This is a genomic window from Sorangium sp. So ce117, from assembly GCF_051524395.1.
GTDB classification, from domain to species: domain Bacteria; phylum Myxococcota_A; class Polyangia; order Polyangiales; family Polyangiaceae; genus Sorangium; species Sorangium cellulosum_B.
The window spans coordinates 73,372-98,191 of sequence record NZ_CP150309.1 but is presented as its reverse complement, the minus strand read 5'-3'; the positions used below and the strand labels follow the sequence as shown (position 1 = coordinate 98,191).

The 24,820-nt window shown below is 71.7% G+C and carries 20 protein-coding genes; 16 read left to right on the top strand and 4 right to left on the bottom strand.

Annotation, left to right across the window (positions count from 1 at the left end):
- The first annotated feature begins 479 nt into the window (after window positions 1-479).
- Window positions 480-1,115, top strand: coding sequence for a hypothetical protein (locus WMF46_RS00420; protein WP_437983768.1), 636 nt, complete (start codon window positions 480-482; stop codon window positions 1,113-1,115).
- A 141-nt stretch (window positions 1,116-1,256) separates the two neighbouring features.
- Here WMF46_RS00420 and WMF46_RS00415 read toward each other — a convergent pair whose 3' ends face one another.
- Together WMF46_RS00415 and WMF46_RS00410 are read right to left on the bottom strand one after the other, a co-directional pair.
- Entirely contained in the window at window positions 1,257-4,577 is a 3,321-nt protein-coding gene (locus tag WMF46_RS00415; protein ID WP_437983767.1) for a lamin tail domain-containing protein, read from the bottom strand.
- Between the two features lie 37 nt (window positions 4,578-4,614).
- Window positions 4,615-5,928: a hypothetical protein gene (locus tag WMF46_RS00410; RefSeq protein WP_437983766.1), complete on the bottom strand. Its 1,314-nt coding sequence runs from the start codon at window positions 5,926-5,928 to the stop codon at window positions 4,615-4,617.
- A 92-nt stretch (window positions 5,929-6,020) separates the two neighbouring features.
- Between WMF46_RS00410 and WMF46_RS00405 the strand changes: the two genes are divergently transcribed.
- From WMF46_RS00405 to WMF46_RS00390, 4 genes are all read left to right on the top strand, one after another.
- Complete coding sequence (locus WMF46_RS00405; protein WP_437983765.1) at window positions 6,021-7,715, top strand: hypothetical protein; 1,695 nt, start codon at window positions 6,021-6,023, stop codon at window positions 7,713-7,715.
- 119 nt (window positions 7,716-7,834) lie between these two features.
- Window positions 7,835-8,638: a hypothetical protein gene (locus WMF46_RS00400; protein WP_437983764.1), complete on the top strand. Its 804-nt coding sequence runs from the start codon at window positions 7,835-7,837 to the stop codon at window positions 8,636-8,638.
- Window positions 8,639-8,838: 200 nt separating this feature from the next.
- Window positions 8,839-9,576: a hypothetical protein gene (locus WMF46_RS00395; RefSeq protein WP_437983763.1), complete on the top strand. Its 738-nt coding sequence runs from the start codon at window positions 8,839-8,841 to the stop codon at window positions 9,574-9,576.
- Window positions 9,577-9,723: 147 nt separating this feature from the next.
- On the top strand, window positions 9,724-11,670 hold the full coding sequence (locus tag WMF46_RS00390; RefSeq protein ID WP_437983762.1) for a CBS domain-containing protein: 1,947 nt from the start codon (window positions 9,724-9,726) through the stop codon (window positions 11,668-11,670).
- A 209-nt stretch (window positions 11,671-11,879) separates the two neighbouring features.
- On the opposite strand, the gene WMF46_RS00385 is transcribed toward WMF46_RS00390, so the two are convergent.
- Window positions 11,880-12,086 (bottom strand): hypothetical protein, encoded by a 207-nt coding sequence (locus WMF46_RS00385; RefSeq protein ID WP_012232684.1) that lies wholly within the window; start codon window positions 12,084-12,086, stop codon window positions 11,880-11,882.
- Window positions 12,083-12,295, bottom strand: coding sequence for a hypothetical protein (locus WMF46_RS00380; protein ID WP_157906336.1), 213 nt, complete (start codon window positions 12,293-12,295; stop codon window positions 12,083-12,085). Before WMF46_RS00380 ends, WMF46_RS00385 begins: the two co-directional genes overlap by 4 nt.
- 260 nt (window positions 12,296-12,555) lie before the next feature.
- Between WMF46_RS00380 and fadI the strand changes: the two genes are divergently transcribed.
- From fadI to WMF46_RS00325, 11 genes are all read left to right on the top strand, one after another.
- Window positions 12,556-13,866, top strand: coding sequence for an acetyl-CoA C-acyltransferase FadI (gene fadI / locus WMF46_RS00375; RefSeq protein ID WP_437983761.1), 1,311 nt, complete (start codon window positions 12,556-12,558; stop codon window positions 13,864-13,866).
- Complete coding sequence (gene fadJ, locus WMF46_RS00370; protein ID WP_437983760.1) at window positions 13,863-16,085, top strand: fatty acid oxidation complex subunit alpha FadJ; 2,223 nt, start codon at window positions 13,863-13,865, stop codon at window positions 16,083-16,085. The genes fadI and fadJ overlap by 4 nt, the downstream gene beginning before the upstream one ends.
- Window positions 16,086-16,333: 248 nt before the next feature.
- Complete coding sequence (locus tag WMF46_RS00365) at window positions 16,334-17,314, top strand: SDR family oxidoreductase (RefSeq protein ID WP_437983759.1); 981 nt, start codon at window positions 16,334-16,336, stop codon at window positions 17,312-17,314.
- Window positions 17,315-17,477: 163 nt separating this feature from the next.
- Entirely contained in the window at window positions 17,478-18,038 is a 561-nt protein-coding gene (locus WMF46_RS00360; RefSeq protein WP_437983758.1) for a GNAT family N-acetyltransferase, read from the top strand.
- A 12-nt stretch (window positions 18,039-18,050) separates the two neighbouring features.
- Window positions 18,051-18,830 carry a lysophospholipid acyltransferase family protein gene (locus tag WMF46_RS00355; protein ID WP_437983757.1) on the top strand — a complete coding sequence of 260 codons (780 nt, stop codon included), beginning with the start codon at window positions 18,051-18,053 and terminating at the stop codon, window positions 18,828-18,830.
- An 8-nt stretch (window positions 18,831-18,838) separates the two neighbouring features.
- Window positions 18,839-19,816: an agmatinase gene (gene speB / locus WMF46_RS00350; RefSeq protein WP_437983756.1), complete on the top strand. Its 978-nt coding sequence runs from the start codon at window positions 18,839-18,841 to the stop codon at window positions 19,814-19,816.
- Window positions 19,817-19,954: 138 nt separating this feature from the next.
- The gene (locus tag WMF46_RS00345) at window positions 19,955-20,947 is read left to right on the top strand and encodes a M14 family metallopeptidase (RefSeq protein ID WP_437983755.1); all 993 of its coding nucleotides are present in this window, start codon (window positions 19,955-19,957) and stop codon (window positions 20,945-20,947) included.
- Between the two features lie 135 nt (window positions 20,948-21,082).
- The gene (locus WMF46_RS00340) at window positions 21,083-22,471 is read left to right on the top strand and encodes a serine/threonine-protein kinase (protein WP_437983754.1); all 1,389 of its coding nucleotides are present in this window, start codon (window positions 21,083-21,085) and stop codon (window positions 22,469-22,471) included.
- Window positions 22,458-23,465, top strand: a complete 1,008-nt coding sequence (locus tag WMF46_RS00335) for a tetratricopeptide repeat protein (RefSeq protein ID WP_437983753.1) — start codon at window positions 22,458-22,460, stop codon at window positions 23,463-23,465. Before WMF46_RS00340 ends, WMF46_RS00335 begins: the two co-directional genes overlap by 14 nt.
- 129 nt (window positions 23,466-23,594) lie before the next feature.
- Window positions 23,595-24,302 carry a hypothetical protein gene (locus WMF46_RS00330; protein WP_437983752.1) on the top strand — a complete coding sequence of 236 codons (708 nt, stop codon included), beginning with the start codon at window positions 23,595-23,597 and terminating at the stop codon, window positions 24,300-24,302.
- 181 nt (window positions 24,303-24,483) lie between these two features.
- Window positions 24,484-24,735, top strand: coding sequence for a hypothetical protein (locus WMF46_RS00325; RefSeq protein WP_437983751.1), 252 nt, complete (start codon window positions 24,484-24,486; stop codon window positions 24,733-24,735).
- Window positions 24,736-24,820: the final 85 nt, after the last annotated feature.

Genomic DNA, 24,820 nt, shown 5'->3' with positions numbered 1-24,820 from the left:
TCACGAAGCGCTCTCGTCCTCGGATCCCGCGGAGCCGCGGCCGTGGCCGTGGCCGGTCTACGGCCGCAAGTAGTCGGAATCGTTGACTCAATTGGAGCGATTTCGGTCGCTCCCCTGAGGCGGCCCTCCCTCCCCGCCGGCAGCACCGGTGTTGCCGGCGCGTGGTGCAGGACCTCCGTTGGACCAGGGGACGCATCGAGGTCCGGTGAGCGATCCATGCACCAGAACAAGTGATCCACCCGGATCTCCCGCGGCTCGCCTCTGGAGCACCTCGAGAGTCGTCGTTTTGCGGTGTGAGTCCTCGTTTTGCGGTGCGAGCCACCGCTTTGCGGTGGGAGTCCTCGCTTTGCACCGCCGTTTGCTTCACGGACGATGCCCACGGTGCCAATTCGGGGCGCGCTCACCTGGCACCACACTTGCTTAGAGGCCCCCCACTTGCTTAGAGGAGGAATCGCTCACGCAGGAGGAGGTCTCGCGCGATGATGAACACGCAGCAAAGCCCGGGAGTGCTCTACCAGGGGACGAGAGGGCCCGCCAGCATCGCGCCGGTCGCTGCCAGCGTGCCGCCCATGTCGGGCTCGGGGGACCTTGAACGCGAGCTCGAGGCGATCGCCCAGGGCGTGCGACAGAAGCGGCGGGGTCGGTTCGTGTTCGGGGTGGGTCTGGTCGTGGCGGCCGTGGCCGCGGTCGCGGTGACCACCTTCGCCGGCAAGGTCAAGGAAGCCGAGGCGGCTCAGGCCGAGGCGGTGGCCGCCCGCGTCGCCGAGCAGGACAGGATCGCGCAGCTCAACCTCCAGCTCGACGAGCGCAACCGGAAGATCACCGAGCTTACCCTCGCGCTCGACGCCGCCAAGAGCGACGCCGAGAAGGCGCAGAAGGCGTTCTCCGATTACAAGGCGACGGAGACGACCAAGGCGCTGGCGCAGGGCGACGACGTGGCCGACGCAAAGACGTCGAACACCAAGGGGGCCGCAACCCTCCGCGGCCGAGCGGCGACGTCCGGCAAGGCGGTGCGGGGCGCCAGCGCGGCGCGGAGCGCGAGCGCGGCCGCGCCGGCCAAGAAGGGCGGAAAGTGCGTGTGCAAGGCGGGCGACCCGCTCTGCGGCTGCCTGTGAGCGCCCGCTCACGGCTCATTCCTCCTTGATTCTCTTCACTCTCTCCGGACACAGCTGACAGGACGAAGACACCGGCGCGCGCGGCGTGGACCGCGTGGCGCTGGGTGCGCTGCGCCGAGGAGCGCAGCGTCTCGGCCGGGCTCACGGCACGTTCGCCGCACCAGGGGTGATCGTCGCGGAGAGCGCCCAGTCGGCGGCGGCCTGGTTCGTGTCCGTCCCGTCGGGCAGGCGGCAGAGCGAGCCAGCCGCCATGCCGCCGTCCGCCACCGTGGCCGGCAACGCGTCGCCTTCGGCGAGGCTCACGCTGGCGCCCCCGATCGTGACGGCGGTGATGCTCCCCTCGTAGGAGAGCGCGTCGATCACGGCCCCTGAGCTGGTGTTTATCAGCGCGATCCCGTCGGAAGCCCCGTTCTGCATCCGGTCGGTCTGCGCGCCCGAGAAGGCGATCGTCACCGCACCTTCCGCCACGACGCCTGGCATGGTGTCGGTGCCGACCACCGCCGTGCTGCCGACGACGAGGTACTGGCCAGCCGCGAGCGTACCGGCGGAGCTCAGATCGAGCGTTCTGTAGGCGGAGGGCGCGCTGCTGGATCCATCGACCAGCACGAGCGCATGGCCCCTGAGATTCACGGGCACGCCGGCGCCATTGTAGATCTCGATGAACTCGGCTCCATCTCCGCCCGGCTGATCGTAATCCACCTCGTTGATCACGAGCCCTGCCGTCGTGGCCACCGCGACGAGGTCCTCAACGCCGCGCGGCTCGACCTTCGCGTCGTCGCTCCGGTGGGTGAGGATGCCGCGGATGCTCGCGAAATGATCGCCTTCCGCCGGGAAGGGGTTGGCCTGGTACAGGAGGTCGTCCACGCGCAGATCGCCTGTGACGACGAATTCATAAACCATCGTATCGAGCCCGATCACCGTGACGCCCTCCACCTCGACGAGGACCCCCTCGAGCTCGGCGGCGCGCGCGCCGCCCGTCGCGATGTCGGCCGGCGCGACGGGCTCCGGCGCGGGCCCCGCCTCGCCGAGCGACGCGATCACCTCGACCACGGCGGACCCGAGCTGGATCTGCCCGAAGTAATTCGCGATCACCGCGCTCGTGATCCGCACGCGATCGCCGGCCAGCACCGTGTTCTGCGGGCTGTACACGTAGACGCCGGAGTGCGCCGGCCCCGCGTACCCCGGGTCGCCCGGCTTCGCCTGGACGAAGAAGCCGCTCGCGTGCTTCCCGGTCACGAGCACGTCCTCCAGGGCCACCGTGTCCCCCTCCGCGCGCGTGCCGTCCTTGATATCGTAGATCGCCACCGTGCAGCCCAGGGCCCCTGGGTTCGCCTGGTCCGGGCACAGGTCGCACGGGTCGCCCTTGCCGTCGCCGTCCGCGTCGGCCTGGCCGGGGTTCTGGAGGTTCGGGCAGTTGTCCGCGCCGTTCGGCGTGCCGTCGTTGTCGGCGTCGTTCGGGTCCGGCGGCGAGCAGAGCGTGCTGCCCGCGTCGAGCGGGCACGCGTCGCAGGCGTCGCCGTCACCGTCGCCGTCGAAGTCGGCCTGGACCCCGTCGTCGAGCGGCCGGATCGGGTTGAAGACGCTCGGGCAGTCGTCCGCGCCGTTCTCGATGCCGTCGCCGTCGAGATCCGCGTCCGTCGGCTGCCCGGTGTAGACAGTCGAGCCGTTCACCGAGGCGTTCAGGGGCGCGCTCTCCGCGCGCGACGGGGTGCAGAGCGGCTCGCCCTCGGGCTCGCCGCAGAAGAAGGCCGGGTAAATCTCGCCCGCCTGCTGCTCGAGGTTTTCCAGCGTCATCCCGATCTCGTCCTGCAGACAGACCTGCTTCGACACGCCGCACACATCGACCGCGTCGCATGCGCCCGCGCCCCGGACCGCGGACACCACGGCCGCGTCGCCATACAGGACCTTTCCGCCGCGCATCACGAGGACCACGTCCTCGGGATCGGCGGCGACGACCGCGCGGTGGCCCTCGCGCTCTCCGCCGTCGAAGATCGCGATGTCGGCGACCTTCCCCGTGGACAGCGCGCCGATCACGTCGTCCGTCGCGGTGACCGCGGCGGCGCTCCCGGTGACCATCCTCCACAGCTCCTCATCGGTGAAGAAACCGTCGTAATACGTCTCGTTGAGCGCCGACGCGCACCGGAGCTCGCGCAGGAGGTTCATCGATCCGGTCGCGATCCAGTCGGTGCCGAGCGCGATCTGCACCCCGAGGCGGGCGGCGGCGGTGACCACGGCGGTGTCGCCGTAAAGCGTGATGTTGGAGCGGGGAGACCAGATGAGCGCCGTGCCCTCCGCCGCCATCGCGGCGTAGTCGGGCGCGGTCAGGCCGATCCCGTGGATGAACGCGCTCTGCGGCTCGAGCACGTCGTTCGGCTCCGCCTTCAGGCAGGCGAACTCGTTGCGCGCCGACGCATCGATCCCCTCGGCGACGTGCGGGCAATAGGCGTCCTCTCCCTCGACGTCCTTCCCTGTCACCATGTCGGCCGAGTAGCCGCAACCGCTCACGAGCTCGCGGCCGCCCGTGTCGTCGAGCGGGAACGTGTCGAAACCGACCGCGCTCTGGCCCAGGCCCTCCTGGTCGGCCCGGTCCAGGTTCCGGAGGAGGCCTGGCGCGCTCCCCGAGCCCACGATCGAGGTCGCGCCGCCCATCAGGAAGCGGAGCTCGCCCCAGCGGATCTGCGCCTCGTTGGCCATGCCGGGCGTGTCGATCCTCGTGTGCTTGTTGTTGCCGATGCGCCAGTCGTGCCGGTGCTCATAGCGCTCCTCGGTCGGGGTATACGGGCGGTTCTGCGTGTACGTGATGTGATCATGCGTGTTGATCAGCGCCGGGGAGACGACGCCGGTCGGGCACAGGATCTCCGTCGCGCCCGCCGCCTCGCAATCGCAGCCGACGCACGCGATCGCGCCCCGCTCGTCCACGAGCACCCGCCCGCCCCTGTACACCCTGTCCGGGGCCAGCACGACGCCCCGGATCAGCGTCGCGCCCACGCCGGCGACCACCTCGCACGTCCCCTGCGCGAGCGGCAAAAGCTCCTCGCAGACGGTCTCCTCGGCCGGCGTCTTCGCGCAATCGACCTCGCAGCCGTCGCCCGTCGCGACGTTCCCGTCGTCGCACTGCTCCCCCGGATCGATGGCGCCGTCGCCGCAGCGCGGGGGCACCTCGACCTCGCACGCCGGCGAGCAGCCGTCCCTGGCCGCCGTGTTGCCATCGTCGCACGCCTCGCCCGCGTCGAGCGCGCCGTCGCCGCAGCGGGGCGCCGCTGGCGCCTCGCGCTGGCACGTCGGCGAGCAGCCGTCGCCCTCCGCGGTATTGACGTCGTCGCACGCCTCGCCCTCGTCGACCACGCCGTCGCCGCAGACACCGAAGCGATCGCCCGCGCCGTCGCGCCCGCAACCATTGAAGAGCAAAAGTCCGACGTGCACGGCAATCCGCCGCGCGAAGCGCGCCGAGCTGTGAGGCATGCCTCCCCTGTCGGCGACGAGAGCGCTCGAGTTGCCTTCAAATGACGCGGCGGCAGCGCACCATCGCGATCGCGCCAATCGCGAACAATGCGAGCCACCCCACATCGGACCGCGTTCCGCCTCCGCTGGTTGCGCCCGCGGCATAACTGCAGGAGCTCGCGCGCCGTTTTCCGTCGATCGGCCGCCCCATCTGTCCGCTGGTGCCGGGCGGCGAACCGGCGACGACGCCGCCGCCGCTCGATCCGCTCCCCCCGCCGCCGCTCCCCGACCCCCCGCCTTGCACCGTCGGCTCGCAGTTGTCGGCCGACCCGCTGAACGCGGCGAGCGCCAGCTTTTCCACGCCGGCCTCATCGACGAGGCCGAAGGGCTGCTCATCGAGCGGCGCGTCCTGGAAGCTGGCCCAGACCATGCCGGCGACGTCGTCGCGCTCCGAGAGGACCTCGAACGACGTTGTCAGGTTCGCCGCCTGGAGCTCCTCGCCGGCGAGCGCGCTCGACCACGCCATCCCGGTCACGGCGAAGGGGCTCTCGTCCCCCTCCTCGTCGGCGAGGTCGCGCAGCGCGTCGAGATAATCGTTGAGCGTCACCGGATCGACCTCGGTGCCCTGATGGAAGAACAGCTGTTGACCGAGGCGAGACCACGGCGTCCGCTCGCCGAAGCGCGCCTCGAGTTCGTCCCACACCGGCTGCGCGTAGAGCTCGCGCAGGTAATCGACCCCCGAGAACGGCGCGGCCGCGTCGTCCGAGGCGAGCAGGCCGCCCGTGGTCAGCGACAGCTCGTCGACGTTGAAGAGCGCCTCGTTGCGGATGCGGATCTGGGCGAGGATCTGCGCGAGCACCCGGGGCAGGATGAAGGTGCAGCCGGCGTGCTCCGGGTCGAGCGCGGGGTCGGGGAGCTCGGCGCAGTTCGGCTGACTCCAGATCTCCCACTGGACGACGTCCCCGGCGTACCTCGTCATGAGCGCCTCTGCCGTCTCGGCGAACGCCTCCACGTACGCGTTGTCGCCGTCCCGGTCCGGATCGTCATTCCAGACGTCCTGTCCTTCTCCGATCGTGCGGTGAGAGAGGAGCCCGACCGGCTCGAGGCCGGCGGCGCGCGCCGCGTCGATGATGGCGTCGTACTGCTCCAGCTTGTCGTCGTCCCACGCCTCGGCGTCATCGAGCAGGAACTCGACGCGCACGGCGCCGGCGCCCGCGCGCGCGAGCCGCTTCGCGTGATCGTCGTCGAGGATCACCTCCCCTGCGTCGACGGGCGCCCCTGGATCGATGCCATAGAAGCCGCACGGCACGCCTCGGGCACCGAGCGCCGGGGGCGCGACGAAAAGGGCGGAGGAGGCGGCAAGAGCGAACATGGCTGCACGCATGTCGCGAGGATAGCTGGGATGAGCGCCTCGACCAAGAAACGACCCCGACATGAACCATCCATGGTAGGGAGAGCCTTCACATGGCTTTCCTGGAACCGGAAGAAGCAGAGCACGGGCAACTCGGGGTCGCCCCTCCGAGCGGCGAGGCCGACGGCGACATGGAAGCGGCGGGCGACGGCGTCGAAGGCGCGCCCCCGGCCCGAAGCTGGCGCGACTGGCTGCGAGGCGCGCCGCTCTCCGAGCGCCTGCACCTCGCGTTCGGCCTCGTGTTGCCGGCGTTCCTGCTCGTCGTGAACATGGTGCGCGTGCGCTCGTTCACGATCGACGACGCGTACATCTCGTACCGGTACGCGCGCAACTTCGCCCGGGGCCTCGGGCTCGTCTACAACGCCGGCGAGCGCATCGAGGGGTACACGAACTTCCTCTGGACCGTGCTGCTCGCGGGCGGCATCAAGCTCGGCCTCGACCCCGACGTCGTCGCCAAGGTGCTCGGCGGGCTCGCCGCCTGCGGCTCGCTCGGCGCGCTCTACCTCCTCTCGGCCCGGCTCCGCCCGCACGGCGCGGTCCCTTGCATCGCCACGTGGCTGTTCGCGAGCTCGATCGTGCAGAGCGGATATGCCGTCTTCGGCCTGGAGACGCCGCTGTTCGTCCTGCTCGTCCTCGCGGGCACCGAGATGATGTTCCGCGAGCGCGACCGGGGGACCGGCTTCCCGTATTCGGGCCTCGTCTTCGGGCTCGCTGGCCTGACGCGCCCGGAAGCGCCGATGTTCATCGGCATACCGATGCTCTTCCTGGGCCTGCGCTTCTTCGGGCGGCAGAACCTCCTCCGCGGCGTCGTCTTCGCCGCGCCCATCGCGTGCCACATGCTCTGGCGGCACAGCTACTACGGCACGTGGCTGCCGAACACGCTGAGCGCCAAGACCGGCAGCCTCGCGGAGCAGCTGGCCGGGGGGCAGCGCTACCTCGCGGAGTACGCGGGGCACACGTGGCCGGCGCTGCTGCTCGGGCTCTTCGGCCTCTGCGTGGCGATCGTCGCGCGCCACCGCGACGCGCTCTGCGTCGCGGCCCTCGCGCTCGCGGTGGGCGGCTACGTGCTCCTCGTGGGCGGCGACTGGATGCCGTACTACCGCTTCATGAGCCCGTTCGAGCCGTTCTGCTTCCTCCTCGCGGGCCTCGGCGCGCGCGCGCTGCTCGAGCCGCTGCTCGCCCAGCTCTCGGCCCGCGCCGCGGACGCGCCCGAGGGCGGGCCGATCGCCCTCGCCGCGGGGGCCGGCGTGCTCGCGCTCGGCTGCCTCATCGCGCTGGGCGTCTTCCGGGCGCAGCGGATCGAGCGCGCCCAGCACCGGATCCTCGACGACGAGAAGCGGTTCTGGGACAGCGCCGCGGGCGGCGTGGCCAACTGGCTCAAGGAGCACGGCAAGCCCGGCGAGGTCGCCGTGGGCGACATCGGGTACATCGGGTATGTCACCGACTACCCGGTGCTCGATCTCCTCGGCCTCGTCGATCCCGTGATCTCCAAGCTCCCGGGCGGCTACACGCGCAAGACGGGCCCCGGCTACGTGCAGCACGTCTTCGACAAGATGCCGCGCTACTTCGTGTTCGTCGGCGGCGCCGACACGTGCGACAAGCTCCCGTTCCCGGCGCAGGAGAAGCTCCGCAAGGACCGGCGTTTCCGGGGCGTGTACGAGGTGGCCGGGATGGTGCGCCACAGCAAGAACGGCTACTGGTGCGTCTTCGAGCGGCCGGGCGACGCCGCTCCCGCCCCCGCGCCCTGAGCGTCGCCGCGACAGCCGCGCGTCGCTGCTTCGCCGAGGCTCGCCACGACAGCCTCGCCTCACCGCGGGCGCGCGCGACCCCACCGCAGCCCCGCGAGGTTTGCTAGCATCGCCGCCCCATGCCCTGGCTCTGGTACGTAGGTCCCCTTGCGTTGCTCGTCGTCTGGTTCCTGACCGGCTTGCGCGGTCGGCACGAGGCGCGGCGCGACCGCGAGCTCGCGCGCTGGCGCGCCCTGATGACCCCCGAGGCGGCCCCGGCCCGCCCCGGCGCGAAGCCCGGCGGCCGGAAGGCCGGCGCCGGCGGCGACGGCCCTCGTCCGGTGCGCTCGTTGCCGTCCAGCCTCGAGCACACGCTGCAGGAGACGGGCGGCGGCGCGGTCCTCGCCCGCTACGAGCTCGTCCCGAAGCTCGCCTACGTCGCGGTCGTGGGCCCGGACGCGAAGAACGGCAGCGAGTACCAGGTGGTCCTCACAAAGCTGGCCAAGGCCGGGCCCCGGCTCACCGTGTGCCCGCTGCCGATCGTCGATGGCAGGCGTGCCCCCAACACCGGCGTCCAGTTCAAGAAGGACCCGGAGTTCATGGAGCAGTTCCTTGTCGAGGGACCCGAAGCGAAGGCCATCGGCCGTTGGCTCTCGAAGAGCATCCGCGACGCCCTGCTCGACTTCCCCGACGCGTGGCTGTTCGTGCAGGATCGCGCCATGGCGCTCGCCGTGTACGGCCCCGTCGACGCCGACCGCATGGAGGAGCTCGTGATCGCCGCCGACGCGATCTTCGCGGAACACGGCAACGAAGACGCTCCCTCCCTGCTGTTCGACGGCAGCGGCGACGCTGACGACGACGAGGAGAACGACGACGAGGAGAACGACGACGAGGACGAGGACGACGACGAGGAGGCCGCGGGCGCCGAGGGCGCCGTTCGATAACCACGGCCGAGCCGAGCCATGGTAGTCCTCGCAGGTGGGCCTGATTGAACGCGAGATCACTGCTCTCCTCCGCTCTCCTGCTCTCGCTCTGGCTCACGGCACCACCTGCCGCTCCGGCAGAAAAGAACAGCTGGGCTAAATCCCAGGGATCGCGTGCGGAGCTCGAGCTCGACGTCCTGAGCAAGTCGGCCTCATGGGCCATGGACGATGTCACCTCCGAGGTGAGCACGTTCGGGCTGACCTTCGATCTCCGAGGTCAGCTCGAGTGGTTCGGCCGGCTCCACCTCGACGTGGATCTCCCGCTCGCTTATGGCGACGTCTCCGCCTCGTTCCGGTCCACCCGGCTCGGCGTCGACGAGAGCAGCAGCGCCGGCAGCCTTCTCTTCGGCAACCCCACGGTCGGCGCCCACTATGCGCGCGCCCTCTCGCGCAAGCTCACCGTCTTCGGCGGCGGCGCGCTCTCGATCCCCGTCCTCAGCGCCCCCGACGCCGACGCCCGCGCCACGCTGCAGGCGACCGCCCCCGCGCGCGCCTCCTTCGACCTGCACCGGCTCACCGTCGGGCACCTGCCCCTGAAGGTCCGCGGCGGCGTCGAGGCGGAGCTCGCCGCGCGGCTCGTCTACCGCGCGGACACGGCGGTGATGTTCGCCCTCCCGACCAGCAGGGCCGGCGTCGAGCTCGTGGTCGAGCAGGGCGACGAGCTCGAGCTGCGCGGCCGAGGCCCCTACGGCGGCGGGCTCCGCCTCCAGGCCGCGCTGACGCTCACCCGCGACGACAGGATGCAGCTCGCGATGGAGCCGTTCTTCACCTACACGCTGAAGCAGCCTGGCTACTACGCCCGGGCAGGGCTGCTCGTGGCGCTCGACCCGCCGCTCGGGTTCGGCCTTGCCGAGGACAAGGTCGCCACCCTGCGGCTCGCGGCCGGCCGCAGCTTTTGACCGGCGTCGCCCGCCTTCGCCCGCCGCCGCGCCGCCCGCGCCGAGCCAGACGCCCGCCCTCCCCGCCGGGGGATCCCCCGCGCCCCCTGCCGCTCGCCGTCGTAGGCTTCCCTGGAGCGAGAGCAAGCGAAAGGCGGGGCGATCACCATGGGCGAGCAGCACGTCTCCGAGCAGGCGAGCGAGCAGCAGCACAAGGCGTTCATGCGGGCGCTGCTCGACGACGTGGAGGCGCTCGAGCGCCTCCTCCTGGAGGATCGCATCGAGTCCGGCGTGCGCCGCATCGGCGCCGAGCAGGAGATGTTCCTCGTCGACCGCGCGCTCCGGCCCGCTCCGCTCGCGCTGGAGGTGCTCGAGCGGGCCGCCGACGATCGGCTCACGACCGAGCTCGCTCGCTTCAACCTGGAGGCGAACCTCACCCCGCTCCCGTTCGGCGGCGACTGCCTGCGGCGGCTCGAGGCCGAGCTGTCAGAGGTCATCGGGCGGGCGGCCGAGGCCGCGCGCGCCGTCGGCGCCGACGTCCTGCTCACGGGCATCCTCCCCACCCTGCGCGCCGGCGACCTCCGCCTCGAGAACCTCACGCCGGCGCCTCGCTACCACGAGCTCAACCGCGCGCTCTTGCGGCTGCGCCAGGGCGACTTCCGCGTCTCGATCCACGGGCTCGACGAGCTCGAGATGACCCACGACAACATCCTGCTCGAGTCGTGCAACACGAGCTTCCAGGTCCACCTCCAGGTCGGGGCGCGGGAGTTCGCGTCGCTCTACAACCTCGCCCAGGCGGTGACCGCGCCCGTCCTCGCCGCCGCGGTCAACTCGCCGCTGCTCCTCGGGCAGCGGCTCTGGCACGAGACCCGGATCGCCCTCTTCGAGACCTCGGTCGACACCCGCCCGAACACGCTCGAGGGCCGGCAGCACAGGCCCCGCGTCCACTTCGGCGACGGCTGGGTGCAGGGCGGCGTGCTCGATCTCTTCCGCGAGGACATCGCGCGGTTCCGCGTGATCATGACCGCCGAGACCGGCGAGCCCCCCGCGGCCGTGCTCGCGCGCGGGGAGGTGCCGGACCTCAAGGCCCTGCGGGTCCACAACGGCACCGTCTACCGCTGGAACCGCCCCTGCTACGGGGCCCTGGCCGGGGTCGCGCACCTGCGCATCGAGAGCCGCGCGCTGCCCTCGGGGCCCACGATCCTCGACGAGGTCGCGAACGCCGCCTTCTTCTTCGGCCTCATGACCGGCCTCGCCGACGAGCACCCGCGCATCGACCTCGAGATGCCGTTCGAGGACGCCAAGACGAACTTCTTCGCGGCGGCCCGCCACGGCCTCAAGGCGCAGCTCACGTGGCTCGGCGGCCGGAGCCTCCCTGCCCCGGAGCTCATCCTCTCGCACCTCCTCCCCGCCGCCCGGGCGGGCCTCCTGGCCGCGAGCATCGACGCCGCCGACGTCGACCGGTACCTCGGCGTCGTCGAGGAGCGGGTCCGCAGCGGCCAGACGGGCGCGCAGTGGGCGCTCGGCTCGCTCGCGGCCATGGCCGGGCGGGGCACCCCGGAGCTGCGAAGCCGCGCCCTCTGCGCCGCGATGCTGGCCCACCAGCGGGAGGAGGCCCGGGGCGGCGGGGCCAGGCGCCCGGTGCACGCGTGGGAGCCCGCCGCGCTCGAAGACGACCTGGACCTCATGCGCGACAGCTACCGGACCGTGGGCCAGTTCATGTCGACCGATCTGTTCACGGTGCGGCCCACCGACATCGTCGACTTCGCGGCGAGCGTCATGGACTGGCGGCACGTGCGCCACGTCCCGGTCGAGGACGAGCAGGGCCGGCTCGTCGGCGTCGTCTCTCACCGCGCGCTGCTCCGGCTCGTCGCCCGCGGCGCCGCGGCGGCGCCGAGCGGCTCCGCGCCGCCCACGGTGGCGTCGATCATGCGGCCCGACCCCGTGACCGTCGCGCCGGACACGCCGACGCTGGAGGCGATGCGGATCATGCGCGAGCAGCGCGTCGGCTGCCTGCCCGTCGTCGCGGGCGAGCGGCTCCTGGGCATCGTGACGGAGCGCGATCTCCTCGACGTCTCGGCGGCGCTGCTCGAGGCCTTCCTGCGCGAGGCGTGAGCGGGCGGGGCTGCCGGTGACGCGCGAGCCGGAGCTGCAGAGAGAGAATGAAACGCAAAGGCGCAAAGGCGCAAGAAGAAGCGAGAAAAAATTCTTCTCGACGTCTTTCTGCGCCTTTGCGCCTTTGCGCCTTCGCGCCTTCGCGTTTTTATTCTTCGACCGGCCGGCGATCTAGAGACCCTGCGCGGAGCTGCGACCCCGCGCGGAGCTCACAGATCGCTGATCTCGACGCACGTCATCGCGTCGCCCTTGGCCTGGCAGTCGAACACGGTGCCGTACGCGTTGAAGAAGCCCTGCTTCGTGCGCGTGACGTGGTACCGCGTCCCGTCGATCTGCCGGATGCTCGTGTAGCTCCCCTGACAGCCGATCGCGCCGAAGCTCGCGAGCAAGAGCCCGAAAATCAAAGAACGCTTCATTCGCCTGCCTCCGTCGTTACCTCGACCTCGGTGCACTCCGCCTTGCCCGGCGCGTCAGGGCACATCCACATCGCAGGCTGGTTGTTCTTGTGACCGGCCACATACACATAACCCGGCGCCGCCGGCGCCGAGTCGCTTGCAAACGTCGCACACCCGGCGAGCGCCGGAGCGCCGCAGAGCAACGCACTGCATAGAATGAGTTTCCGCATGGCCAACCACCCTATCGGCAAGCTCAGGCGTGGGCCAAATTAGCGCCCAGGCTGTCCCAACCGTCCTTCCTCCCACGTCGCTTTCTCGTGGAGCGCCTCGCCGCCTGCGACGCCCCTGGCCGCCCACGGTTGACACGACGCGTTAGCGCACCTAAGGGAATACCCCCAACCGGTGTGCGCTGGCACGCCGGGATCCGGGGGGCTGCGCGGGGCGCGCGGGGCGGGCTCGCGATGGGCTCTCCGGCAGCAGAGGAGTCGACATGGCTTCAGGCAAGAATGGGAAGGGCGGCAAGGACCGGGTGGCGGTCGTTGCCGGGCTGCGCACGCCGTTCACCAAGGCGGGGACGGCGCTCAAGGCGCTGCGCACGGTCGATCTCGCGGCCACGGTGGTCAAGGAGCTCCTCCAGAGGAGCGAGGTGACCCCGCGCGACGTCACGCTGGTCGTCTACGGCCAGGTGGTGCCGACGCTCGACTGGCTCAACATCGCGCGCGAGGTCGTGCTGCGGACCGGCCTGCCCAAGGACACCGACGCCTACAGCGTCTCGCGCGCGTGCGCCACGTCGCTCCAGGCCATGACGAGCGCCGCCGAGGCGATGCTCGCCGGCCAGCACCACGTCGCCCTCGTCGGCGGCGCCGACAGCATGAGCGACGTGCCGCTCGGCGTCTCCCGGAAGCTCGCCTCCGCGCTGACCGACTTCCAGAAGGCCAGGACGCTCGGCGCCCGGCTGGAGATCGTCTCCCGCCTCTCGCTGAAGGACCTCGTGCCCCCGATCCCGGGCTTCTCGCGCGAGCCGACCACGGGCGAGCAGATGGGCGAGGCCGCCGAGAAGATGGCGAAGCAGAACGGCATCTCGCGCGCCGAGCAGGACGCGATCGCCCACCGCTCGCACACGAACGCCGCGCGCGCCTGGCGCGACGGCACCTACGCCGCCGAGGTCATGCACGTGATCCCCCCGCCTTACGACAAGCCGGTCGAGCGCGACAACGTGGTCCGGGACGACTCGACCCTCGACGCCTACGCGAAGCTGTCGCCGGCCTTCGATCGGCGGCACGGCACGATCACCGCGGGCAACGCGTCGCCGCTCACCGACGGGGCGAGCGCCCTGCTCCTGATGCGCGAGGGCAAGGCCAAGGCGCTCGGCTACCAGCCGCTCGGGTACGTCAAGTCGTGGTCCTACGCGGCGGTCGACCCCGGCTGGCAGCTCCTGATGGCCCCGGTGCTCGCCGTGCCGCGGGCGCTCGAGCGCGCCGGCCTCTCGCTCGCCGACATGGATCTCGTCGACATGCACGAGGCCTTCGCCGCCCAGGTCGCGTCCAACCTGAAGGCGCTCGCGTCGCCGTCGTTCGCCGCGGAGAAGCTCGGCCGGTCCGCCCCCGTCGGCGAGATCGATCCGGAGAAGCTCAACGTCAACGGCGGCTCGATCGCGCTCGGCCACCCCTTCGCGGCCACGGGAGGACGCATGGTCCTCTCCACGCTCCGAGAGCTCAAGAAGCGCGGCGGGCATCACGCGCTCCTCACCGTCTGCGCGGCGGGCGGCCTCGGCGCCGCCGTCGTCCTGGAGGCCGCATGACCACGACATCCGCCGCCGCCACGCCGGCCCCCGCGGCCGCGAGCCCGCTGTCCCTCGAGGTGCGCCCCGACGGCGTGGCCGTCGTCACCTACGATGTCCCGGGCGAGGCGGTCAACACGCTGAAGCCCACGTTCACCGGCGATCTCGAGCGGATCGCGGGCCAGATCGCGAGCAACCCCCTCATCAAGGCGGCGATCCTCGTGTCCGGCAAGGCCGACACCTGGATCGCGGGCGCCGACATCGAGATGCTGAAGGGCGTCTCCACGGCGGCCCAGGCCGAGGCGATGTGCCGTGCCGGGCACGAGGCGATCCTGCGGATCGTGCGCTCGCCGAAGCCGATCGTCGCGGCGATCCACGGCGCCGCGCTCGGGGGCGGCCTCGAGGTGGCGCTCGCCTGCCATGCCCGGGTGCTGAGCGACGACCGGAAGACGGTGCTCGGCCTGCCCGAGGTGCAGCTCGGCCTGCTCCCCGGGATCAACGGGCTCCAGCGGCTCGCGGAGCGCGCCGGCCTGAACGCGGCGCTCGACCACGGCCTCACCGGCAAGAACATGCGCCCCTCGAAGGCGCGGCAGCTCGGCGTCGCCGACGACGTCGTCCCCGCGGCCATCCTGAGGGAGACGGCCGCGGCGCTCGCGCTCAAGCTCGCTGCGGCCGGCCCGCCGTTCCGGCCCAAGCGGGCGAGCGCGCCGAAGCTCGACTCCGCCGCGCTCACCCGCGCTGCCCTGGAGCGGAACCCGATCGGCCGTGCCCTGCTCTTCCAGCAGGCAGCGCGGCAGACACGCAAGAAGACCGGCGGGCACTACCCGGCGCCCGAGCGGATCATCGACGTGCTGAGGACCTATGCGGAGAAGGGCTTCGAGGCGTCGAAGGAGGTCGAGGCGCGCGCGTTCGGCGAGCTCGTCGCGTCGAGCACGGCGCACCGGCTGATGGAGCTCTTCTTCGCGACGAACGCGATGAAGAAGGACACCGGCGTGGACGACCCCGCCGTGCAGCCGAGGAAGGTCGAGAAGATCGCGATGATCGGCGCCGGCCTGATGGGGGCCGGCATCGCCTATGTCAGCCTGAACGCCGGCATCTCCGTGCGGCTCCGGGATCGCGACGACGCGTCGATCGGCCGCGGGCTCAAGTACGTGGCCGACATCCTCGGCGAGCGGGTGAAGAAGAAGCAGCTCACGCCGCTCGAGCGCGACGAGAAGCTCGCGCTGCTCACCGCGACGACGGACGGCTCGGGCCTCCGGAGCGCCGATCTGGTGATCGAGGCGGTGTTCGAGGATCTGGCGGTGAAGCACGCGGTCCTGCGGGACGTCGAGCAGCACGGCAAGGACGGGGTGATCTTCGCGTCGAACACGTCGTCGATCCCGATCTCGCGGATCGCGGCCGCGTCGAAGCGGCCGGAGAACGTGGTCGGGATGCATTACTTCAGCCCTGTGCACAAGATGCCGTTGCTCGAGGTCATCCGGACCGAGGCGACGTCGCCCGAGGTGGTCGCGACGGCGGTGGCGGTCGGCAAGCGCCAGGGCAAGACGGTCATCGTCGTGAACGATGGGGTCGGCTTCTACACGAGCCGGATCCTCGGTCCGTACATGAACGAGGCGAGCTGGCTGCTCGCCGAGGGGGTCGCGATCGAGCAGGTCGACGCGGCGCTCGTCGCGTGGGGCTGGCCGGTCGGCCCGCTCGCGCTGCTCGACGAGGTGGGCATCGACGTGGCGGCGCACGTCGGCCCGATCATGCTCGAGGCGTTCGGCGACCGCCTCGCGCCGCCTCCCACGATGGCCAGGCTGGTCTCCGACGACCGGAGGGGCCGCAAGAACGAGCGCGGGATGTACCTGTACGGCGCGGCGGCGAAGAAGAAGGGCAAGGGCAAGCACGCCGACGAGGGCGTCTATGGCGTGCTCGGGCTGCCGGTGCCGAGGGCGAAGGACAGCCCGCCGGTGCCCGTCGAGGAGATCCAGCTGCGCTGCTCGCTCCAGCTCGTGAACGAGGCGCTGCATTGCCTCGGCGAGGGGATCCTCCGGAGCCCGCGCGACGGCGACATCGGCGCGATCTTCGGCCTGGGTTTCCCGCCGTTCCGCGGCGGGCCGTTCCGCTATGTCGACGGCCTCGGCGCCGCGGAGGTGCTCCGCCGCATCGAGATCTACGAGCGCCGCTTCGGCAAGCGCTGGACGCCCGCCCCGGCGCTCGTCGAGGCGGCGAGGACCGGGAAGCCCTTCTACGGCTGAAGAGAGAGAGAAGAAAAAAACGCAAAGGCGCAAAGGCGCAAAGGCGCAAGGGAGAGAGAGAGATTTGTTTCTTCTTCTCCTTGCGTCTTTGCGCCTTTGCGCCTTTGCGTTTGAAATTCTTCATCCATCCACCACGCTCGCCGTTTCAATCGAGCTCCGCGGCCACATCCGACCCGGCCCCCGGCCCTGATGGCCCGCGCCTTGCTCTCCTCTCGGCGAGGGACAGACCGCGCGGGAGGGGGCCAGTCATGCGGAAGTGCATTCGTGACGCGGTGGTCGTTATCACCGGGGCATCTTCGGGCATTGGCAGGGCGGCCGCGCTAGCGTTCGCGAGGCGCGGCGCGCGGGTCGTCATCGCCGCTCGGAACGAGGCGGCCCTCGAGGAGGTCGCCGCCGAGTGCGCCAGCGTCGGCGCGCCGGCGCTCGCCGTCGCGACGGACGTGAGGGACGAGCAAGCCGTCCGAGCGCTCGCCCGCGCCGCCGTCGAGGTGTTCGGCAGGATCGACGTCTGGGTGAACAACGCCGCCGTGTTCCTCTACGCGCGAGCGGACGAGGCGCCCTACGAGGCCTACCGCCAGGTCATCGAGACGAACCTGCTCGGCTATGTGCACGGGGCGCGGGCTGTGCTGCCCTGTTTCCGCGCGCAGGGCGCCGGGGTGCTCATCAACAACGTCTCCGTTCTTGGCAAGTTCGGCGCGCCGACGATGAGCGCCTACGTCATCTCCAAGTTCGGGGTCCTCGGACTCACGTCCTGCTTGAGACAGGAGCTCTCCAGCACGCCGGACATCCACGTTTGCAACCTCCTGCCCGCCACAATCGACACCCCGATCTACCAGCACGCCGGCAATTTCACCGGCCGCGCCGTCCAGCCGATCCGGCCGATCGTCGACCCCGAGCGGGTCGCGGCGGCGATGGTCTCCCTCGCCGAGCGGCCGCGGCGAGATGTCTACGTCGGCGCCGCCGGCCGCATCACCGCCGCGGCGTTCGTCGCCTTCCCGGGCCTCATGGAGCGGCTGTTTGCGGCCTACACGCTCCGCGCGACCTTCCTGGATCGCGCGGCGCCGCACACCGACGGCAACCTCTTCGTGCCCATGAAGCACTGGACCGGCGTGACCGGCGGATGGCGCGCTTCCTCGGGCCTCGCCGCGCTCCTCGACACCGCCCGGGCCTTCGCCGGCCTCGCGCTCGCACTCCCGTCCACGGCGGCAGAGCGCCTCAGGCCACGATGACATTGCCGTCCTGGCACCTTCCATACGCGATTCCCCAGCCATCTTGACGCGCCATCGCCCCCGACGTGTCTCTCAACCTAGGGGGTCCTGTGACCTGTTCTCCACCGAGTCCCGGCATGCTGCGCCCACAGCAACGATTCAATTGAAGTAAGGAGGCGCAACAATGAGCCGTTATGTGGCGCGCACGCTCCGGAGCGATGACTTTTCGACTCTGATGGAACTGGAGACGACCCTCTTCGGCAGCGCGGGCGAAGGGGAGCTCGGGCGGTATTACATCCGTCTTTGCTGCGACTTCTTCAAGGACTCTTGTTTCATGGTCGAGGCCGCTGGGAGGCCCGCGGGCTACCTGCTCTCCTTCACGCGCGGCAAGGAGGTCTACTGCACGACCCTCGCCGTCCTGCCCGAGTATCAGGGCTCCCGCGCGACGCACACGCTGCTCCGCGCGTTCGTCGGGTCGATCCTTGGATGGGCGGAGTCGTGCTGGTTCACCGTCGAGGAGGACAACCACGCCGCGCGGGCGCTCCACGCCATGCTCGGCGCCAAGGAGATCGAGGTCCGCCCCGATTTCTATGGCACCGGACACCCGCGCATCATCTCGCGCATCGATCGCGACGCGTTCATGGCGCTCCGGGCCCGCTTCGAGAAGGTGGGGCTCGTCGATCGCCAGGCCGACATGAAGGAGCCGCGCGCGGCGGAGAGCGGCGGCATCGCCGCGGTGGCCTGAGGCCGACGGACCATGACGACCACCGCTCCGCTCGACCACGGCCGCCGCGCGCCGGCGGCGGGCGACCGGCCCTGGACCGAGGCGCTCTCCATCGCCAGCCGGGTCTCCGGCGTGATGGGGCTCGCGCTCGACACCGTGTTCCGGACCAGCCTGCTGCCCACGCTGCCCGCCTCGCGCCACCGCGAGAGGGCGCGCCTCCTTCACGGGATCGCGCGGGACCTGTGCGCGCTGCACTGCCTGCGTGTCCGCGTGACCGGCGCGCTCCCCGCGTCGCCGTTCGTGGTCGTGGCCAACCACGTCAGCTACCTCGATCCGATCCTGCTCGCGTCGCTCACCCCCTGCACCGCCATCGCGAAGCAGGAGATCGGCAGCTGGCCGATCATCGGCGATCGCGCGCGCGATCTCGGCGTGCTGCTCGTCGATCGGCAGCGCCCGGCGAGCGGGGCGCGCGTGCTCCGGAGCGCGCTCCGGGCCCTGCGCCATGGCGTCCCGGTGCTGAATTTCCCGGAGGGCTCGACCACCCGCGGAGAGAAGGTCCTCCCGTTCCGGAAAGGCATCTTCGGCGTCGCCCGGCTCGCGGGGGTCCCGATCGTGCCCGCGGCCATCACCTACGATGATCCGGAGCTCTGCTGGGCGGGCGACGACACCTTCCTCCCCCATTTCATCCGCTTCTCCAGCCGCCGAGAGGCGAGCGCCCGCATCGCCTTTGGCCCGCCGCTCGGCGATCACGGCGGCGCGGCGGATCTCGCGGACCGCGCCCGCGCCGTGATCCTGGACCTCTTGAGCCTGTAGGAGATCTCATGTCCCAACAACGAGCAGCCGCGTACCTGCGGCACGGGCAGACGCCGTTCTTTCGCCTCCCGACCGCGGGATTCCACGAGGCCGGCGCGTCCGCCTATTCCGGCGCCGACGCCGTGCTCCTCGGCGTCCCGTGGGACGGGAGCGTCACGTACCGCCCGGGCGCGCGGTTCGCCCCCTACGAGCTGCGCCGCGTGAGCGCGCTCGTGCAGTCGTATCACCCCGGCCACGGCATCGACGTGTTCCGCGCGATCCACGTGCTCGACGGGGGCAATGTGCCCTTTCCCCCGTTTCACGCAGACTCCGTTCGCGAGCTGATCCAGGCCTCGGTCGACGACGTGCTCGCGGCCGGCGCGGTCCCGTTCGTCGTCGGCGGCGACCACTCGATCGCGCTCCCGGTGCTCCGCGCGCTGTCGCGGCGCCACGGCCCCGTCACGGTCGTTCACGTCGACGCGCACCTCGACACGAGCACCTCGGAGGTGTGGGGCGAGCCGTTCCACCACGGCACGCCGTTCCGCAACGCGATCGAAGAGGGGCTCATCGGGCGGAGCGCGCTCCACCAGATCGGCATCCGCGCCACGTGGGGCCACCCGGAGGAAGGCGCCTTCGCGGCGCACGCCGGGGCGACCCTGTACGGCATGGATCGGATCGACCGCGACGGCGCTCCTGCGATCGCCGCCGCCATCAGGGCAGCCGCGGGCGAGTCGCCCGTCTACATCTCCTTCGATATCGACGGCATCGACCCGGCCTACGCCCCGGGCACCGGCACGCCCGTGCCCGGCGGGCTCACCTCACGCGAGGCGATCCAGCTGCTCCGCGGCCTCGCGGGGATCAACCTGGTGGGCATGGATCTCGTCGAGGTATGCCCCGCGCTGGATCACGCCGACGTCACCCTCCACCTCGGCGCGCACCTCCTGTTCGAGGGCCTGGCTCTCCTCGCGACGCGCAAGGGCGACAAGCGCGACCAGCCGCGCGGATGACGCGAATCGACGAATCGACGAATCGAAGCGAATCGACGCGAATCGACGCGAATCGCGGAACCGCGGAATCGCGACCCATGAATCCACTCAATCCGCTGGCGCCCGCCGCCATTCCGGTGTCACATAAGAGACACTGGGATGACACGCTCGCCCGATCTATGCGGCCGCTACGCCGAGCTCCCGCAGCTCGATGATGCCTGGACGCGCCTCGCGCACACCCACGGCGGACGGGAAATAGCGATCGGGACGTCCGCGAACGGACGACCCTTGCGGCGCTACGACTTCGGCAATCCGCTGGGTCCGACGTTCCTGCTGACGTCGCTCATGCACGGGGTCGAGGTGATCGGCGGGCTCGCGCTGCTCGACGCGGTCCGGTCGATCCTGGCGAGCGGACGCGCGGGTGCGGCGGCGCGGGCGCGGCTCGTCGTGGTGCCGGTCGTCAACCCCGACGCGTTCGCCGACAACCTGGAGCGCCTCCGCGGCGAGCGGCGGGCGTCACAGCGCTGCAACGCCCGCGGCGTGGATCTGAACCGGAATTTCGCGCCGCTGTCCTCGTCGCGGCCGCTGCACCCGTTCGCGGGCTCGCGGCTCCGGTGGTCGCCGCACTACACGGGGCCTCACGCGTTCTCGGAGCCCGAGTCGCGCGCCCTGCGCGACGTCGCGCTGGAGACGCGGCCTGCGCTCGCGATCGGCTTTCACAGCTGCGGCAACCTCCTGCTCTACCCGTGGGCGCACACCGACGTGCCCAACCCGCGCGAGCCGCTGTACCGGGCGCTCGGCGACGCCTTCTGCCGGGCTCTGCCGCGCGAGCGGTACGAGATCCGCCAGGCGGCGCACTGGTACCCCACGGTCGGCGACATGGACGACTGGCTCGACGCCAACCTCGGAACGCTCGCCTTCACGGTGGAGGTCAGCCGTCCTGCACGCTCCTTTCGCGACCTCCGCCGGCTGCTGAACCCGTTCTGGTGGTTGAACCCGCGCGAGGCCGACGAGGCGATCGCCAACGTCGTCCCCGGCGTCGGCGCGCTCCTCTGCGACGCCCTCGACCGCGGCGTGGGCGGCGCGGCCTCGCGGGCGGCCTCGCCGCTCGACGCGCCGCCTGCGGAGCTCTTCGCCGACGCCGCCGAGTGAAACGGCCGCGCTCCTCGTGTACTCGCCGGGCGCGCGGCTGCCGGCTGCCGCCATTCCGCGCTGGCCAGAGGGCGACGGCGGCGAGGGCTGTCGAAAAGTGCCAGTCCCGCGCGCGGCATCCACTATCCTTCGGGCGTGGACGCCGCCACGCCCCGCATACCGCCGACCGTGCGGATCAGCCCGAGCGCGGCGGCTCGTCAGGCCGGCGCCGACGAGTCGGACATCTGGCAGCACACCCCCGACGAGGTCGTCGACGGCAAATACCGGCTGGTCCGACCGCTCGGGCGCGGGGGCATGGCCGAGGTCTGGCTCGCCGTGCACGTCACGCTCAAGACCGAGCTCGCCGTGAAGTTCCTCAGCGCCTCGCTGACCGGCGACGCGGAGCGGAGCCGCACCGTCCTGGAGAGGTTCCGGTTCGAGGCCCAGATCTCGGCCCGCCTGAGCGCGCGCACGCGGCACATCGTCGCGGTCCACGACGCAGGGGTCCACGACGACATCCCTTACCTGGTGATGGAGCACATCCCGGGGCAAACGCTGTTCGCCGAGGTGCGCCAGAAGGGGCCGATCGATCCGGTGCGCTTCGGGCACATCCTTGATCAGATCGGGGACGCGCTCACCGTGGCGCACGACATGGGCATCGTGCACCGCGACCTGAAGCCTTCGAACGTGATGCTCGTCGGCACGCCCGGCGCGGAGCTGACGGTGAAGGTCGCGGATTTCGGCATCGCCAAGGCGCTGCACGGCGATCTAGGCCTGGATCGACCGCAGGAGACGGAGGCCGACGTCATGCTGGGCTCGCCGAACTACATGAGCCCGGAGCAGCTCGCCTCGCCGCTCGCGGTCGACGCGCGGGCCGACGTCTGGGCGCTCGGCGTGCTGACCTACGAGGTGCTGACGGACTGGACGCCTTTTCAAGGCAACAGCATCGCGGAGATCATCGTGGCGGTCAGCACCCGCGATTTCGAGCCTGCCACGGAGGTCCGGCGGTCGCTTCCCCAGGGGCTCGACGCCTGGTTCTCGCGCGCCCTCGCGAAGGGGCCGGCGCAGCGGTTCGCCTCGATCCGCGAGATGGTGGGGGCGTACCACGCCGCGCTCTCGGCGCCGCCGCCCGAGCCGCCCGCGGAGGTCGCGCCGCCGCGGCGGCCCCGGGTGGCGCCCGCCGTGGCGCTGGCCTGCCTGACCGCGCTCGGGGGGACCGCCGCGCTGGCGGCGCGCCTGCTCGATCGGCCGCGCCTGGAGCAGCCGGCGCGGCTCATGGCCCCCGGCGTACGGGGCGCGCTCCAGGCGGTCGCGCTGCGCTCGCCGCCCCAGCCGCAGCAGCCCGCCGCGGCCGAGCCGCCGGCCATGGCCGAGCCGCCTGCTTCCGTAGCAGCGCCCGCGCCGCCTGCCTCCGCAGCGCCCGCGCAACCGCGCTCGTCCACGCGCCGCCCCGGGGCTGACAAGGCCACCCCGCGCGCGACGGCGACCGCCGCGCCCACGGTGCCCCGGCGCCGCAAGGAGATCGACAAGAGTGAGACCTTTTGAGCGACGGCTCATCACGCTCTGCGGCGTCGCCATGCTCGCGGCGGCGCCGGCGCGCGCGCTCGCCATCGGGGCCGAGGAGGACGCGAAGACGCTGTTCGCCCGGGGGCGCGAGCTGCGGAGCACCGGACAGTGCGAGCAGGCGGTCATCGCCTTCCGGAGCGCGCTGGAGATCTACCCCGAGGGGCTCGGCGCGCTCCGGAACATCGCCGAGTGCGAGGAGGAGCTCGGCCGCTATGCCTCGGCGAGGCGAGACTGGTGGGATCTCCGGCGCGCCGCGCTCCAGTCCAACGAGGCGAAGTACGCCGGGTGGAGCGATGACGCCGAGGCCCGCTACCGGGCGCTCGGCGGCAAGGTCGGGACGCTGACCGTCCGGCTGAAAGGCGCCGAGGGGCGGCCGCCGGTCCAGGTGGTGCTGGACGGCAAGCCCCTCGACCCGAGGCTCCTCGGCGTCGAGCTCGAGCGCGATCTCGGCGCCCACACGGTCGAGCTGTTCTACGGCGGCGCCGCGCCCATCGCGGAGCGCGCCAACCTCACGCCTGGCGCCCGTCAGGTCGTGACGCTGACCGTGCCCGCGCCGCTCCCGGGGCGCGACGCGCTCTCCGCGCCGAGCGCCTCCGGCACGCCGGCCAGCGGCATTCGCATGGGCGGCTACGTCGCGCTCGGCGTCGGCGGCGCTGGCGCGATCGCGACCGTCGTGGCGCTGGCCGTGCGCGCCGGCGCGCTGTCCGCGGTCGAGGATGGGTGCTCCCCCGCCGGCGGAGGCGCCTACGAGTGCCCGCCGTCGCTCCAGGGCGACTACGACACGGGCAAGACCGCCTCGACGCTCGCCGGCGTCTTCGCCGGCGTCGGCCTCGTCGGGATCGGCGCCGGCGTCACGCTGCTCCTGCTGAGCCCTTCAGAGCCCACGGCGCCGGCCTCTGGCAAGCCGGCGGCAGAGCTCGTCCTCACGCCAGCGCCGGGCGGCCTCGGCTCGCGCCTGCTCGTGAGGTTCTGAGGTCCGGCGATCGGACGCGGCCGGCGCCGCGACACGGCAGCGTGGGAGCGCGCGTCGCTGAGCTTGTCTTTCCGCACCCGGGCGCTACCCCATGATCGAGGCGAGGGCGCGCGAGGCGGGGAGGTCGAGATGAGCTCACAGCGAAACAAGATCCTTGGTTCGATTGCAGGGAGCGGCGCGGTCGCCGTCCGCGGGGCGGCGGAGGCGCTGTTCTCGGCGGCGGGCAAGAGGCTCCTCGACGACGGCGCGCGGGAGGGCCTGCGGCGCGTGATGGTCGAGAACACCACGGCGGTCGTGGACGCGCTCGCGCCCGGGCTCTCGCTGGGCGCGCAGACGGCGGCGAAGATCATCGCGGATCAGGGCGGAACGCAGGCCGCCGCGATCGTCGCGCAGGCAGCGGGGCGGCACGCGGGCCAGGCCGCGCTCACCGACGGCGTCTCGGCCGCGGTCGCGAAGGGGCTGGCCCGCGAGGCGATGAGGGCCGCGGGCCGGGAGGTCCTGAAGGGCGCGGGCAAGGCGGCCGGTATCGGGTTCGTGATCGACGGCGCCTTCGGTGCCTACGAGGGCGTCACGGCCTACCAACGAGGCGAGATGACGAGGAAGGAAGCGCTCGCGCACGCGGCGCAGGAGGCCTCGACAGGCGCGGTGGCGACCGGCGCCGGCGTGCTGCTCGCGGCGGGCCTCGTCGCGGTGACCGGCGGCGCCGCGGCGCCTCTCGTCTTCGCGGTCGGCGCTGGCGGCGCGATCGGCGCGAAGCAGCTCCTGCGGCGGCTCGTCGGCCGGGTATCCTCGAAGGTCCTGGCCCGTAACGTCGCTGGCGAAGGCCAGGTGGGATGACGCCACGAAGGTGGCGTGTGTCCCGGCCAGCGCGCTGACCGACTCGACCTCTCCTTGCGCGCGGCCCTGCGTTCCTCTCGTGCATCGGCCCCGTGGCGCCCATGTGGCAATTGCCTTCCGTGCCTTTCGGTACCGAGTTCCTGGCCGGCCGGACGGCATGTGTTGGTTTCGAGAGCTCTTCATGGCGGAGGATGGCTATCGAGGGAGCTACCTTCGAGGCGTGACGCTGGACGGGCAGATCTTCGATTTCGCGCGCAACGCGCGGAGCATGAGAGAGCTCTCCGGCGTGTGTTTCTCGCCCGACGGCAAGGCGCTCTTCGTGAACATGCAGGAGGACGGCCTCACGCTGGCGGTCATGGGCCCATTCCCCGAGGTGGGCGCCGGCGCCGGCGCCACGATCCGAGCGGGCATGTCGGCGCCTGGCGCCGGGTAGGGCGGCGGCCGGTCCGAGCGCCTGGAGCGCCGGGCGGAGTGGACTCTCTCCTTCCGCCTCGGCCTCCCCCTCCCTCTCGCCGATC

Coding starts and splice junctions, on each gene's coding strand:
- WMF46_RS00330 (WP_437983752.1), top strand. CDS start 23,595: ATGAGCTCACAGCGAAACAAGATCCTTGGTTCGATTGCAGGGAGCGGC.
- WMF46_RS00415 (WP_437983767.1), bottom strand. CDS start 4,577: ATGCCTCACAGCTCGGCGCGCTTCGCGCGGCGGATTGCCGTGCACGTC.
- WMF46_RS00395 (WP_437983763.1), top strand. CDS start 8,839: ATGGACGATGTCACCTCCGAGGTGAGCACGTTCGGGCTGACCTTCGAT.
- WMF46_RS00390 (WP_437983762.1), top strand. CDS start 9,724: ATGGGCGAGCAGCACGTCTCCGAGCAGGCGAGCGAGCAGCAGCACAAG.
- fadI (WP_437983761.1), top strand. CDS start 12,556: ATGGCTTCAGGCAAGAATGGGAAGGGCGGCAAGGACCGGGTGGCGGTC.
- WMF46_RS00360 (WP_437983758.1), top strand. CDS start 17,478: ATGAGCCGTTATGTGGCGCGCACGCTCCGGAGCGATGACTTTTCGACT.
- WMF46_RS00410 (WP_437983766.1), bottom strand. CDS start 5,928: ATGTTCGCTCTTGCCGCCTCCTCCGCCCTTTTCGTCGCGCCCCCGGCG.
- speB (WP_437983756.1), top strand. CDS start 18,839: ATGTCCCAACAACGAGCAGCCGCGTACCTGCGGCACGGGCAGACGCCG.
- WMF46_RS00345 (WP_437983755.1), top strand. CDS start 19,955: ATGACACGCTCGCCCGATCTATGCGGCCGCTACGCCGAGCTCCCGCAG.
- WMF46_RS00405 (WP_437983765.1), top strand. CDS start 6,021: ATGGCTTTCCTGGAACCGGAAGAAGCAGAGCACGGGCAACTCGGGGTC.
- fadJ (WP_437983760.1), top strand. CDS start 13,863: ATGACCACGACATCCGCCGCCGCCACGCCGGCCCCCGCGGCCGCGAGC.
- WMF46_RS00355 (WP_437983757.1), top strand. CDS start 18,051: ATGACGACCACCGCTCCGCTCGACCACGGCCGCCGCGCGCCGGCGGCG.
- WMF46_RS00420 (WP_437983768.1), top strand. CDS start 480: ATGATGAACACGCAGCAAAGCCCGGGAGTGCTCTACCAGGGGACGAGA.
- WMF46_RS00365 (WP_437983759.1), top strand. CDS start 16,334: ATGCGGAAGTGCATTCGTGACGCGGTGGTCGTTATCACCGGGGCATCT.
- WMF46_RS00385 (WP_012232684.1), bottom strand. CDS start 12,086: ATGAAGCGTTCTTTGATTTTCGGGCTCTTGCTCGCGAGCTTCGGCGCG.
- WMF46_RS00400 (WP_437983764.1), top strand. CDS start 7,835: ATGCCCTGGCTCTGGTACGTAGGTCCCCTTGCGTTGCTCGTCGTCTGG.
- WMF46_RS00380 (WP_157906336.1), bottom strand. CDS start 12,295: ATGCGGAAACTCATTCTATGCAGTGCGTTGCTCTGCGGCGCTCCGGCG.
- WMF46_RS00325 (WP_437983751.1), top strand. CDS start 24,484: ATGGCGGAGGATGGCTATCGAGGGAGCTACCTTCGAGGCGTGACGCTG.